This window comes from Bacillota bacterium (genome assembly GCA_012727955.1).
In the GTDB taxonomy this organism is placed as follows: Bacteria; Bacillota; Limnochordia; order DTU087; family JAAYGB01; genus JAAYGB01.
The window spans coordinates 58,479-72,052 of the sequence record JAAYGB010000023.1; the positions used below are offsets into that span (position 1 = coordinate 58,479).

Genomic DNA, 13,574 nt, shown 5'->3' on the forward strand with positions numbered 1-13,574 from the left:
AGGTGGGGTAGGTGAGCAACTTAACTTTGGCTCTGCTCAGTGGGGTCCTGGGAGCGGTGGTTTTGTCCTTCACGGACCGAGTCAGGAGCGGGATACGCAATACACTGACATTGGCCTTTGCACTTTCCGGCGCTTGGTTTACTTGGCAGGTGGCCCTAGCTGTAATGGCCGGGGAGTCGGTGGGTCTGACAATGAGGTTGGGTGGGCTGACCTGGAGTCTTCGGGCTGATCCACTGGGCGTAGTCTTTGGTCTTATAGTCTCATCCCTGTGGGTACTGGCTACCGTCTATTCCTTCGGATATATGAATGGCGAACCCAGGCAACGCACTTATTATACATTCTTCCTGTTATCCTTTGCTGTGACTTTGGGGGTGGCCTTTTCTGGCAACTTGTTGACTCTGTATTTGTGTTATGAGTTGTTAACCTTTGCCACCTATCCCTTGGTGATTCATCAGCGGGATGAGGAAGCGGTTAAGGCAGGATCCAAGTACATTATCTATAGTCTATCCGGTGCTGGAGCGATTTTGGTAGCGATGGTGGTTACCTATCTCTTGGCAGGTAGCCTAGAATTTACCGGTAGACCTCTATTGGCAGCGGTGGGATCCCGGCGGGGCCTGGGCTGGCTCTTGGCTCTGTTTGTCGCAGGATTTGGAGTTAAGGCTGCGCTGATGCCCTTGCATCGGTGGTTGCCCGCAGCCATGGTGGCTCCCACTCCAGTAAGCGCTTTGCTCCACGCCGTGGCTGTAGTTAACTCTGGGGTTTTTGGTCTACTGCGGGTAATCTATTCCATCTTTGGCCCTGAGCTGGTGTCACAGCTGGCCCTGGGACGATGGTTGCCCTGGATCGCGGCCTTTACAATCCTGGCCGGTTCTGTGATTGCCCTGCGGCAGGACGTTCTAAAGAGAAGACTGGCGTATTCCACCATCAGTCAACTGTCCTATATTCTCATGGGGGCCTTTATCCTACATCCCTGGGCTCTGGCTGGGGCTCTGATCCACATGGTGAGCCATTCTCTTTTGAAGATGGCACTGTTTTTTGGGGCAGGGATTGTCGCCAAGGGGACGGGCAGGGTGAATGTTAGCCAGATGCCGGGTGTCGGTTGGCAGTTTCCCTTGACCTTTGGTGCCTTTGGTGTGGCTTGTCTTGGTATGATCGGTATGCTGCCCCTTAACGCCTTCTGGGGCAAGTATTATCTGATGAAGGGCGGCATCGCCAGCGGAAGTTGGCCCCTAGCTTTGGTGTTGATTGTCAGTGGTCTATTGAACGCCTGCTACTTTGTCCCCATTGTGGTCTCAGCCTTTAGCGGCGAGGCTTCTGGTAGAAAGTTGGAAAGGGGCGGGCAGGTTGTTTGGATGTTGGCTCCGACCCTTGGTTTGGTGGTAGGGGCATTGGTCATGGGTGTAGCGCCAGGAATTGTCTGGCCGGCTATTACAGCTATCGTTGATGCTTTCTTCTAAAATAAAGGGGTGAAACAGCATGACTTGGATGGCTCTTCCCCTCATACCGGCCTTGGCAGCTGTCCTCTTGGCTCTGAGGCCAAGGGCGGGCAGGTATCTGCCCTTTGCAGCCAGTTCCTTGGTATTGCTTTTAAGTGGGTGGAAGTTAGGCGGCATTTTGGGTGGTGAAGTGTTCACATATCAATGGAATTTGGTGGGTCCCTTCAGCCCCAGCCTACGGGTTGACCCACTATCGGGGATTTTTCTCCTGGTGACGGCCTTTGTGTGGTGGGTGGCTTCCCTGTATGCACCGGAGTACATGAACCACGAGGGCAGGGAAGGGAGATTTACTCTCTGGCTGTTGCTGACTCAGACAGCGGTCCTCGGGGTATTTTTGGCTGGGGACCTTTTGACCCTGCTGCTTTGTTTTGAGTTAATGACCATTACTTCATGGTTTTGGGTAATTCATCGGGGTAATCAAGAGGCCCTGAGAGCCGGGTATTTCTACCTGTTCTTTAGTATAGCTGCCGGGTTATTTGTCGCCATTGGTGCTGTGCTCATTGGGCAAGCCGGTGGAACCCTGACCATCGGATTGGGTACCCTAGCTCAGTTACTTCCCAATACCCATGTGGTTTGGGGTCTGGTGGCTGTTGCCCTAGGGTTTGCAGTTAAAGCCGGGATGGTACCCCTGCATCTGTGGCTTCCTCATGCTCACTCGGTGGCTCCGACACCGGCCAGTGCTCTCCTTTCCGGTATCTTGATCAAGGCCGGGGCCTATGGTTTGCTTCGGGTGGGTCAGGTGGTGGGCTGGGATTCTGCGCTGCTTAGCGGCACCAAGGGATTGGGTCTTTGCCTTACAGTCTTGGGCGCGGCCACTATGCTGGTGGGCGTCGGTGCTGCCTTGCTGCAAAGTGATGCCAAGCGCCTATTGGCCTATCACAGCGTCAGCCAGATGGGATATATCCTCCTGGGATTAGGCGCAGCCTGGTTCCTCGGTCAATCCGGGGGGATGGCTCTGACGGGAGCGATTTATCATGTGATTAACCACGCCCTCTTTAAGGCCGCTTTGTTTCTCGGGGTTGGCGTTGTCTATGTGCGCACCAAGGAAACCAACCTATACAATCTCGGGGGTCTGTGGCGTTCCTTCCCGATTACCGCGGTGCTGATGTTTCTGGCGGTTTTGGGGATTACTGGGGCACCGGGACTTAATGGATACGCCAGTAAGACTTTGTTACATCATGGGATAAGTCAGGCTGCCGGTACCGGTTTGCCGTTAATGATTTGGATAGAAAGATGCTTCCTTCTGGTGGGAGTAGGTACTGCTGCTTCCTTTGCAAAGCTCTACTGCCTGATGTTTCTCAGAAAAGGGAAATCCACGGGTATTGTCCGGGGTGAGACTTGGCAGTTTAGCACCGCGATGGCTTCGCTGGCTGCGGTCATGCTTGTGATTGGATTACGGCCAGAGCTTGTTTTGAGAAGGTTTGCAATTCCGGCGGCTAGGGTGCTGGGGATAGAGCAGGTCGAAGGATTGATCATGGGCTTTTCCTTCTGGTCTGGGGCCGATGTCATGGGGATGGTAATTACTCTAGGCCTAGGGATAGTCGTAGCTTGGCTTGGCCTAACCACTGGAGCCTTCCACTGGCAGCCTCCCAAGGTGCTCACTTTGGAGGGCTTGATGGGAAGTATCCTCCGTGGGTTACTCATCCTGGGGCGAAAAGCCGAGGGTGTATACCACAGTGTGGTAGGCGCACTGTCTGGGCAGTTGAGGATGGGAGCCCGTAACCTGTGGGTTGCCTGTCAAAGGCTAGACCGATCCGGCGGAGTGACCATTGCCGGTGGGTTCCTCTCTGAACTGAGTGCCAATGTGGGTTTGATCGTGGTGGTTCTGATCACCCTACTTGTTGGTTATATCTGTGTCGAACTGATTACCCGTGGTCTGAGTGTACCACTGGTTATGATGAAGTAGGGAAAGAAGAGTTCAAATAGTAAGTCGTGTTTGCTTTCTGGCAAATGTAACTTGGCTCCTTAGGGTATCGCTCCCGGTGAATCAGCCTATCTATCCTCCTAGAAGCTGAATGATGTCGTACCAGTCCATCAAGCAGAGTCACATTAACCCGGGGGCGACGCCTTCACATATTTCCGTCAAGCAGAGGTAGATTTTGCTCTAGTGGATTACGTAGATCGATGGATCTAGCGAAATGTCTATTTAAACTAGCGATTAAATCTTGCTTGCTCCTCTTCCTTCAGCAGCAAGTGCCTAGGAAATCAGCCAGTCTGCCGCCTTGGGGCGGTGGGAGCTGGCTGATTTTCCATAAACAGGAAATTGTTAACCCTCGGTGAAGTCAAGAAGGGGAAGGGTTCACCTTCGCAATCAAGACCATGCTTAAGTATTAGCCTCAACAGGGATAGGAGGAATTATGGTTGTCATCGGATTCGAAACGGGTAGATGAACCAAGACGAGAGCAAGCCTTCACACTACTACTGATTTGTATCGGTTCAGCATTGGCCTTCGCCTCCTTGGGGATGACTCGCCCCTTGGTAGTATTGCTGGCCAACAATTTGGGTGCTTCGTCCCTTTGGATTGGGATTATCGTGGCCTCCTACGCCTTTATTCCCTTCTTTCTTGCCCTCCATGTGGGAGCAGCTACTGATCAGTATGGACCACGCCTGTTGATCATCATCGGCAGCCTGGGGTTTGCCGCAGCCATGGTGATTATCGCGGTTTTTCCCAGTGTGTCGGGAATTCTAATTTCGCAGACCCTCGCGGGTATCTGTCAGCTTTGTTCCGTCGTCGCCTTCCAAACCTATGCCTCATCCATTGGCAGCTCCCAGGACCTAGAGTCAAACTTTGGGTGGTATACCGCGGCCGGTAGTGTCGGACAACTGACCGGGCCTATCTTAGGTGGACTGATTGCAGACCACATCTCCTATCAGGCTACCTTCTGGATTAGTGCCTTGTTGAGCGTTGCTACCGCGGTGGTTATTAGCATCTTACCTAAGGTCAAACCGATAATGAGGGGCAACGAAGGGCTCTATATTGATAAGCCCCTGGTCAGGGATCTGCTTCGTCGGGGTGGCATCAAGGTCGCGATGTTGTCCAGCTTTGCGGTGTTGTTTGCCATGGGAGCCAGGGATGCCTTTTTTCCCCTGCTGCTCCAAAGTCTAGGTTACCAGGCAACCCAGGTGGGTCTGCTTAACTCCATTCAAGCGGGAGCAGGGCTTTTGGCTCGCCCCTTCATGGGACAAGCTGTTAAGCTCATCGGTAATCGGCTAAACACCCTAGTGGTGATGATTTCCTTTGCCGGAATCGGGTTGCTTCTCATTCCTGTCGGACAAAGTCTTCTTTTTTTCACCTTCGTATCCCTTCTAATCGGTGTTGGGACTGGACTTGCCCAGCCCCTTAGTATGCTGATCGTAGCCGACAACTCGGGATCCCAGGAGCGGGGTCTGGCCATGGGACTGCGCTTGATGGGCAATCGACTGGCGCAACTGGTCAATCCCTTGTTATTCGGGGTGATCACCAGCCTTAGTGGATTGGGTGCCGCCTTTGTTACCGGAGGTTCTATCCTGTTGGGTAGTGCCCTAGCTCTCAATCACTGGCGAGACAGAAAAGGCCCCAGGAAGTCTGTCAAAGAGGGTCTACCCTCATAGGGAGATTCCTTTCGTAGTTTTACTATGATACATGGGAGGATGGTGATGTAAGGTGGTCGTTACCATCAGATTAGCAACAGTCGAAGATGCCGCAGAGCTTGCCAGGCTGAACCAAGAATTTAACGGTGGGAAGTTAAGGGCTGAGGAGAAAGTACGGGCTAGGCTAGCTGGTAACCAGGAGCTGGTGGCGGTGGCAGAGGCTAAGGGTGGGCTGGTTGGCTTTGCCTGCGCCCAGAGTTTCTCCTCCTTTTGCTATGAGGAGCTGCAGGGGGAAATCACTGAGCTGTATGTCCAGCCCTCGGCTCGCAGGCAGGGAGTAGCCAAGGGCCTAATCTCGCTGCTGGAGACGCAGCTGCGGGAGCGTGGGGTCAATGAAGTGAAGGTACTGACCGGTCAGGACAATCACAAGGCCATAGGGTGTTATCAAAGCTGTGGGTATCAGCCCGACGATGAGCTGTTGCTGCGCAAGAATCTCAGGGACTAGTGAAGCTAGGGAAGGCTAAGGAGAGCAGCAGATGACGATCCAGGAGTATCAGACTAGATGCTATAGGGAATATAAGCAGGCTGTGGGTTTGCCAGAGGATTATCGTTTCATCTATGGAAACCCCGTGAATGTGCTGGTCCCCATTGAGACCAAGGTTGGCGGAGTAATGGTCGTTGGGGCCTATCCCTCCGCGAAGTTTGCCACCATCCAGGGAATTACCGATGTACCGGTGGCCAGCAACGATGCACCCTTTTCCTCGGAGATATACTTCGACGGCAGCAGGGTCAGGAGGATACCCTCCGGTGAGGAGTTGGAGGAAAACTATCTTCGCCCCTTGGGAATAAGCCGAGCCCAGTGTTGGATTACCAACTTGGTGAAGGTGTTCCTCTTTAAACCGGGACATGTCAACCGCTATCATCGGCTGGGAGTAAGGGCAATTGAGACAAGGTCCTGGTATCGGGAATTGGCCCAAAAAAGCCTGCCCTGGCTCTGGGAAGAGATCTCCTTGGCTCAACCCAAGCTGATTATTTTCCTTAGCGTTGACGTTGTTGCCACAGTATTTGGAGTTTCCCGCAACCAGGCAACGGAATATCTCGATGGACAGATTAGGCTCCTGCCTGGGACTACCGGTACATATCAAGCCCTGTGTTTGCCCCATCCTGGGATTCTCATGAAGCCCAGTGTGCGAAATCCGTGGCCTGAGCGGTTTCGTGAGGAGATTATTCCCCGGGCCATCGGGGAGATTCAAAAGATCCTTTGCCGTTAGCCGATAGTTTGGATATAATGTGTAAATCTGCAAAAGAAACCTCAAGGTAGTCGGTGTTTCGGTCGATATTCTCCTTATATAGTTGAGTCTCGTAAGGAATTTATCCTTTCGGGAACAAGATCGGACATTGATTGGCCATACGAGGTGATGCAGTATGAAGCGAAGATTTTCTGTCCGCATGAAGGTTGGCGCAGTGGTTCTGGTGGGAATGTTAATTCTATCGGGACTTATTTTCTACGCTAGTTATCGGAGCGTAAGTCGGTTATTGGATCAAGTCACTTCTCAGAGAATAGAGGCCAGCTTAACCAGTGGGTATGAACTGCTGGATAAGCAGTTTCGTGGAATGTGGATTGAACATGGCGACACCGATTTGATGAAGGGATTCATCGTCGTCAATGATCAATTGGTTAGCGACATCGGAGATGCCGTTGACGCGGTGGTCGCAGTCTACCGCGGTGAAGCTCTGTCCGTTTCCGGTTTTGACGCAGGGGCCGATGGGGCAGATCTGGGTGTTACCACCTTGCCGGACGATGTCGTCAGTGCCATCTATGACCAGGGACAAGAGGTTTATGTTCAGAATATCGTGATTGCCGGAGAGCCCTACAAGGCCGCCTATCAACCCATCAAGAACAGCCGGGGAGATGTGATTGGTGTTTGGAGCGTGGCTGCCTCCCAGGCAGCGGTGCGCCAAGGCCTCAATGGAGCTTTGGCTCAAATCGGTTGGATCTCTGGCATTGGCTTAGTTCTCACCATTGGAGCATTGCTGCTGGCCCTGCAAAGGATGGTTATTGCGCCAGTCATTTTTCTGGTTCGGCGGATTGAGGCCATGGCCGCGGGGGATTTTTCCGTTGACTTGAACTACAAGTTTGGCAACGATGAAATCGGTGCTCTGGGCAGCTTGATGGTCCGGTTGCGGGATGATGTGGGAGCGATAGTGGGGCGGGTGGCAGAGGCAGCCAAGGGGTTATATGATTCCAGCTACCAGTTGTCGGAGACGATGCAGCAAACGGAAAGCGCTATCGAAGATGAGGCCAATTTGGCCAGCCAGTTTGCTATCACCGTTGAAGCAATGGACAAGAATACCGACCAGATGGCCACAGCCTCGGCGGAGATTTCCCGGATGGCGGCTGAGGGCGATGCTTCGATCGTAGGTGCCGTGGAGCAGACCAATGCCCTGCGGGATATCATCGAGGGCCTGGCGGATTCCGTGGAGGGCCTGGGAACTCGCTCCAAGGAGATCGGAAGAATTGTCGATGTGATCAGGGATATTGCATCACAAACGGACTTGCTGGCCCTCAATGCGGCCATTGAGGCAGCTCGAGCCGGGGAATACGGTAGAGGTTTCGCCGTTGTTGCCGACGAAGTGCGCCAGCTGGCTGAGCAATCAGCTGATGCTGCCAAGGATATCACTCAATTGGTGGCGGAGATCCAAGAGGAAACGGCAGAGGCCGTTAAGTCTATGAATCAGGGTGCAGCAGGCGCGGCCCGCAGTGTGGAAGTGGTGCAGGAGAGCGGCGTCCGGATGCGGAAAATCCTGGAGGCAGTGAATGGGATTACCGCGCAGATCCAAGAGGTCAGTTCCGGAATTGGACAGATTGCCAGCGGCAGTCAGCAGATGGCTGCTACCACCGAGGAGCAATCGGCTTCCATTCGAGAGGTGGCACTATCGGCACAGAAACTGACGGAGATGGCCCAGGAGCTGGAGGCCTTGGTGGGCCGCATCAAGCTCGCCTAGGATCAAGAGACCATGGGTTGCCAGCGGTGGTGATTTTCAATTAGAGTGCCCGATGCCAGCTAGGCTGTGCCGAGGCACTCTTTTCTTTACTCGGTGATCCTGTCTGTGGGAAGGAATTGCTCGATGAGGCAGGAAGATTGAGGGGTTACAGGGTTTTGGTCAATTGCACCCCGATGGGAAACAATCGGATTCTCTATGGGTTAGCTTCAATGGGAAGGGGAAGCGCTTTGATGGTAACTAAGCAAGATATAATCGATGGCATTAGGTCCTTGGGTCTTAGCAGTTCAATAGTATGTCTGCATTCCTCCTTGAAGTCCTTTGGGCATGTCGAAGGTGGAGCGGATACCGTTGTGCAAGCCTTTGTCCAGGAGGGATGTACCTTAGTGGTTCCTACCTTCCTCTTCGACTCCCAGGTGCCAGCGCCGGCGGGAAGAGTCGTCGCCAGAAACGGGGGAGAGGCTGAAGAGACGAAGGGAAGAAGTCTTCAGGATGCTGCGTCATGGAATCCCAGCAGCAAGAAGATCGCTGCCGGCATGGGTGCGATTCCCCAGGCAGTCCTTAACACCCCTGGAGCGGTGAGGGGAGATCATCCGCTAAATTCCATTTCAGCCCTTGGACCTGAAGCGAAGGAGCTAATCGCTGCGCAAGAGCCCCTTGATGTGTATGGACCCTATCGTCGGGCCTATGAAAGAGGCGGCTATTTGCTCTTGATCGGGGTGGACTTGACCAAGGCCACACCCCTTCACTTTTCAGAGCAGGTGGCTGGGAGAAATTCCTTTCGCCGCTGGGCCCTAGGGGAAGACGGCGAGATTCTGGAGGTTGAGATCGGCAGCTGTTCCAATGGCTTTGGGAAATTCGACGGGGTAGTGGCGGATATAGAGGCGCGGGTCAGGGTAGGGGAGAGTCTGTGGCGCATGTTCCCCCTGCAGGAGTTTATTGACAGAACCAGTAGGGAAATTGTGGAAAATCCCCAGATCACCCACTGCCATAGACCAACTTGTTTGCGCTGTGATGACGCGGTGGTCGGCGGCCCAATCCTTCCCGGCAAACATTGAGAGCCAAAGGCCTGTTGCTAAGGAGGCGTCCTTATGCAGTGTCCCTTCTGTTATCCGGAATCGGATCCAGAGCAAAGTATAGTTCTGGCCAATGAGTTGTGCTATTTCCTGCAAAGGCCCCAGCCAGTCCTGGTTGGTTCCGGGGTGATTGTACCGAAAAAACATCGGGAAACGGTCTTTGACTTGACGAAGGATGAGTGGGAGGCAACCTTTCGCCTGCTGCAAGAGGCAAAGGCACTGCTGGATAGTCAATACCAGCCCGATGGGTACAACATCGGGTGGAACTGCGGGCCGGTTGGTGGGCAGGAGATATTTCATGCCCATTTGCATGTAATCCCCCGCTTTGCTGACGAGCCCTTGGCGGGAAAGGGGATTCGTTATTGGCTGAAGCAACCATGTAATCAACGACTGTGAGAGGAGATGGGCTGGTGAAAAGATTTGAAATTGCTGTGATTCCCGGCGATGGCATTGGTAGGGAAGTAGTCCCTGTGGCATTGCAGGTGCTCGATACCGTGGCCGAGGTCCATGGTGGACTGAAGTTTGAATACGAGACCTTTCCCTGGAGTTGTGAGTACTACCTCGAGCATGGCCGCATGATGCCGGAGGATGGTATCGACACTCTGAAGGATTTTGACGCCATTTTCCTCGGGGCCGTAGGCAATCCCAAGCTGGTACCGGATCACATTTCCCTGTGGGGGCTTCTAATCAAGATTCGAAGGGAGTGCGAGCAGGCGATTAACATCCGGCCTGCCAAGTACTTTAAGGGCCTGAGCTCTCCCTTGGTGAACCCCAATGGTTTTGACCTGATCGTAGTTCGGGAAAACAGTGAAGGCGAGTACAGCGAGGTCGGCGGAAGGATTCACAGTGGTGAAGATGAGATGGCGATTCAAAACGCAATCTTCACCAGGAAGGGTACCGAGCGAGCGATGCGCTACGCCTTCGAACTAGCCAGAAAAAGGAGAGGGCATGTCACGTCAGCCACCAAGTCCAACGGTATCTTTCATTCGATGCCCTTCTGGGATGAGGTTTTCAATTCCGTCAAAAAGGATTACCCCGATGTAGAGACGGCATCCTATCATATTGATGCCCTGGCTTCATATTTTGTTACCCGGCCGCAGATCTTCGATGTGATTGTAGCCAGTAACCTATTTGGAGATATCTTGACGGATATTGGGGGAGCCATCATGGGAAGTGTCGGAATAGCCCCTGCCGCTAACATTAATGTCAGCGGGAAGTATCCCTCGATGTTTGAACCGGTACACGGTTCCGCACTGGATATTGTCGGCAAGGGAATTGCCAATCCCATCGGTCAAATTTGGACAGCGAAAATGATGCTTGATCATTTCGGTGAGGAAGAAGCCGGTCAGAGGCTGTTAGATGTCCTAGAGGAGGTAACCCGCGATGGCATCAAGACCCCTGACATTGGCGGATCGGCAACTACCAGTGAGGTAGGAGATGAGATCTGTAGGAGACTGAAGCAAGGTTAGGTTTGAACATGGTGTTTGCACCTCCTGGAGCAGCAGCCGTTCCCTACGGACGGCTGCTGTTTCTATGCCTATCCGTGTCAGTGACTATATGACGAAAGCCGGAAAGGGTAGCAGATAAATACACACTTTGATTATCATTGACTTGATCATGACGATACGTAATGTGGTTAAATACAGTGGGAGGGATGGCAATGTCAAAACGGTACTCCATAGGGGAGGTTGCCAAGCTTTCCGGTGTTACCATTCGTACTTTACAGTACTACGACAATATTGGTCTCCTTCCAGTAGATAAGGACGCCAGTGGGCGAAGATACTATAGTTCAAGGGATGTTGCAAAACTTCAGCAGGTATTGTTTTACCGTTCCCTAGGCTTGCCATTGAAGGAGATTCGGGAGCTGGTAGTGGAGGCGGTTACTCCGGAACAGATTGCTGCAGTGTTAATGGAGCAAAGGGGAATGTTTTCTCACAAGCTGAATTATATATATGCCCACATATCCGCGATTGACGCCATCCTAGCTGGCGTTAGGGCTGGAGGTACGTTTCAGTCCGATGAACTGCTGCAGTTGATCACTACTCTAAATAGGAATGCCGTTTTTGAGTACCGGAACGTGAATTATGACAAGGACACGGAAGAAGTTCTGATGCGGCAGTATCCCGACGATATATCTGCACTATCAGTCTATTGGCAATGGAAGGCTACTATCTTGGAGTGCGTATCTCTCATTCTGAGTGGTATTGAGCCCAGAAGCGAAGCAGGAAAAGAGTTGGGTCAAAAGTGGCTGACCATGATTGACCAGATTACTCAAGGCCGTAGCGAACTGCTGGACGCGCATAGGGAATCCTACGATAACCGGACCCAGTGGCCGGAGGAAGACCGCAGGCTGATGGAATTAGCCGATGATTTCATTGATGCAGCCGTTGCATATTACTTTGAGTCCATGGATTTAGAAGAGGTGGAAGAAGGTAGTGATTGAACTCAGAAACCTCACCAAGAAGTTTGGTCAAAAAACTGCAGTTGATGACTTGTCTTTGGTGATTCGGCCCGGCGTAGTTACTGGTTTTTTGGGCCCCAACGGTGCTGGCAAGTCAACGACAATGAAAATGATTCTGGGGTTAGTTAAGCCCACCAGTGGAGAAGTGCTCGTCCATGGTGTCCATTACGAAAGGCTTCCCGATCCCATCAAGGAAATAGGTGCCTTAATTGACAGCGAGGCTGCAAATCCAAAGTTTACGGCCAGGCAGCACCTGGAGTTGATGGCTACTGCAGGTGGAATACCTCTTCACCGGGTAACTCTTCTTCTCCGACAGACAGGGCTTCAGCAGGTTCAACATCGCCAAATCGGCGAGTTTTCTATGGGGATGCGGCAGCGATTGGGAATAGCTGCCGCCCTATTGGGTGATCCAAAGACCGTAATTCTGGATGAGCCCTTTAATGGTCTTGATGTCGATGGGATCAAATGGCTTCGGTCCCTAGCCAAGGAGTTAGCAAGTCAAAACAAGGCTGTGTTTATCTCTAGTCACTTGATGAGTGAAGTAGAGGCCATTGCCGACCGGGTTATTGTTCTGGCTCAAGGCAGACTCATTGCCGACATGACCATCTCTGAGCTAGTCCAGAGGAGTCTCGGTTCCTTCCTACGAGTTAGAAGTGAGGATAATGAAACACTGAGTGCGGTTATCACAAAGATAGGCGGAGTGGTGCAAGGACGAACCGATGGGTTTCTGCTGGTTAGAGGTGTTGAAGCCGAGGAAATCGGCTGGATTGCCAAGAGGAGCAATTTGGCTATCTTTGAACTAACGGGTATCCGCCCATCGCTAGAAGATCTGTTTGTGGAGTTGACCGCCGGAAGGGTAGAATTCAAGGGACAAGCAGCCTTGGATGATGGGGGTGAGGGGTTACAATGAGAAGGTTGATCCTAGCAGAATATAAGAAGATCTTTTTTCTCAAGTTCTCCAGAAGTTATCTTGGTGTCATAGTTATTGCCAGCATGGCCTTTGGGATTTTGCTATCGGTGACAACCCCAGTCACAACTGGTCGCTATTTTAGGGAGCTACTTCCCAAGGAGGTGCTCTCTATGAACCTGTTGGGGGTGGACTTGGTCAACATTATGTTAATCGTCTTTACAGCAATGTCCATCCATAGAGAATTTTCCACCAGGTTTATTCAGGTATCCCTTTCCCTAACCCCGGCAAGGATGCGTTATTTTGCAGCGAAGTTGCTGACATACCTTGGATTGTCGCTAATTCTGAGTGTTGTCACTGTTTTCCTTGCGTATTGCATCAGTCAACTTCTTTTACTGATTAACGGTATGCCTTCCCTCTCCCTTACGGAGGCGACTACAATGCGGATGTTGGTAGGAGTAATGATCATGCCAGTATTCTACTGCCTGCTCACCGGAGCCGCAACCTTCATCTTTTGGAGTAGCGCGGGGGCCGTCACTTTTGCGCTTGGAGTCCTTGCTACACACACAATTGTTCGGCTTCTTCCAGAAGGCGTGCAGTTGATACTCCTGCCACTTACACCGCAGTCCGCCATTCACAACCTGGCAGGGATGAGTCAGCCTGGCTCTGCTGAAGCTGTCGGCTTACCGGTAAGTGCGGCTGTTCTAATTGTCTGGGTTGTGGTCACGGCCGTAACCGGTGGCTGGAAACTCCAAGGGAAGGATGTCTAATAACCACCAGTTAAGGCACATTTCCTGACGAGGGTATGGGAAGTCCCTGGAATAAATTGTAAGCTTCATGTGAACAATAGGGCCAAGCTTGAAGTCACTTAACTGTGGAGTACCGCGCAAGTCCCAAGGGACATCCTTCGCCTAAGTAAGAACCCACAGTTCATTGCTATCGTCATGATGGCATTCCACTATATCCCATACAGTGACTGCATGCTCTGCAATTGATGTGACTGAAGCACTGGTGAGCATGGATAAGGGGCCTCATACATGCTCTAGATGTTACAGAAGAGT

Annotated in this window: 12 protein-coding genes; all 12 read left to right on the forward strand. The window is 52.2% G+C overall.

The annotated features are described in order from the left end of the window. Nucleotides 1-11 precede the first annotated feature (11 nt). A complete protein-coding gene (locus tag GX030_05025) occupies nt 12-1,457 on the forward strand; it encodes a monovalent cation/H+ antiporter subunit D family protein (protein ID NLV91743.1) in 1,446 nt (481 codons plus the stop codon). Nucleotides 1,458-1,476: 19 nt separating this feature from the next. Beyond that, a complete protein-coding gene (locus tag GX030_05030; protein ID NLV91744.1) occupies nt 1,477-3,402 on the forward strand; it encodes an NADH dehydrogenase in 1,926 nt (641 codons plus the stop codon). Between the two features lie 455 nt (nt 3,403-3,857). Beyond that, the gene (locus tag GX030_05035) at nt 3,858-5,087 is read left to right on the forward strand and encodes an MFS transporter (GenBank protein ID NLV91745.1); all 1,230 of its coding nucleotides are present in this window, start codon (nt 3,858-3,860) and stop codon (nt 5,085-5,087) included. 52 nt (nt 5,088-5,139) lie between these two features. Next, entirely contained in the window at nt 5,140-5,571 is a 432-nt protein-coding gene (locus tag GX030_05040) for a GNAT family N-acetyltransferase (protein ID NLV91746.1), read from the forward strand. Nucleotides 5,572-5,602: 31 nt separating this feature from the next. Next, the gene (locus tag GX030_05045; GenBank protein ID NLV91747.1) at nt 5,603-6,337 is read left to right on the forward strand and encodes a hypothetical protein; all 735 of its coding nucleotides are present in this window, start codon (nt 5,603-5,605) and stop codon (nt 6,335-6,337) included. A gap of 154 nt (nt 6,338-6,491) precedes the next feature. Beyond that, a complete protein-coding gene (locus GX030_05050; protein NLV91748.1) occupies nt 6,492-8,072 on the forward strand; it encodes a hypothetical protein in 1,581 nt (526 codons plus the stop codon). A 230-nt stretch (nt 8,073-8,302) separates the two neighbouring features. Then, on the forward strand, nt 8,303-9,127 hold the full coding sequence (locus GX030_05055) for an AAC(3) family N-acetyltransferase (protein NLV91749.1): 825 nt from the start codon (nt 8,303-8,305) through the stop codon (nt 9,125-9,127). A gap of 33 nt (nt 9,128-9,160) precedes the next feature. Beyond that, nucleotides 9,161-9,541, forward strand: a complete 381-nt coding sequence (locus GX030_05060; protein NLV91750.1) for an HIT domain-containing protein — start codon at nt 9,161-9,163, stop codon at nt 9,539-9,541. A gap of 14 nt (nt 9,542-9,555) precedes the next feature. Next, complete coding sequence (locus GX030_05065) at nt 9,556-10,614, forward strand: tartrate dehydrogenase (GenBank protein ID NLV91751.1); 1,059 nt, start codon at nt 9,556-9,558, stop codon at nt 10,612-10,614. Nucleotides 10,615-10,805: 191 nt separating this feature from the next. After that, a complete protein-coding gene (locus GX030_05070) occupies nt 10,806-11,588 on the forward strand; it encodes a MerR family transcriptional regulator (GenBank protein NLV91752.1) in 783 nt (260 codons plus the stop codon). Continuing rightward, the gene (locus tag GX030_05075; GenBank protein NLV91753.1) at nt 11,581-12,516 is read left to right on the forward strand and encodes an ATP-binding cassette domain-containing protein; all 936 of its coding nucleotides are present in this window, start codon (nt 11,581-11,583) and stop codon (nt 12,514-12,516) included. Before GX030_05070 ends, GX030_05075 begins: the two co-directional genes overlap by 8 nt. Next, entirely contained in the window at nt 12,513-13,283 is a 771-nt protein-coding gene (locus tag GX030_05080) for a hypothetical protein (protein ID NLV91754.1), read from the forward strand. The genes GX030_05075 and GX030_05080 overlap by 4 nt, the downstream gene beginning before the upstream one ends. The last annotated feature ends 291 nt before the right edge of the window (nt 13,284-13,574 follow it).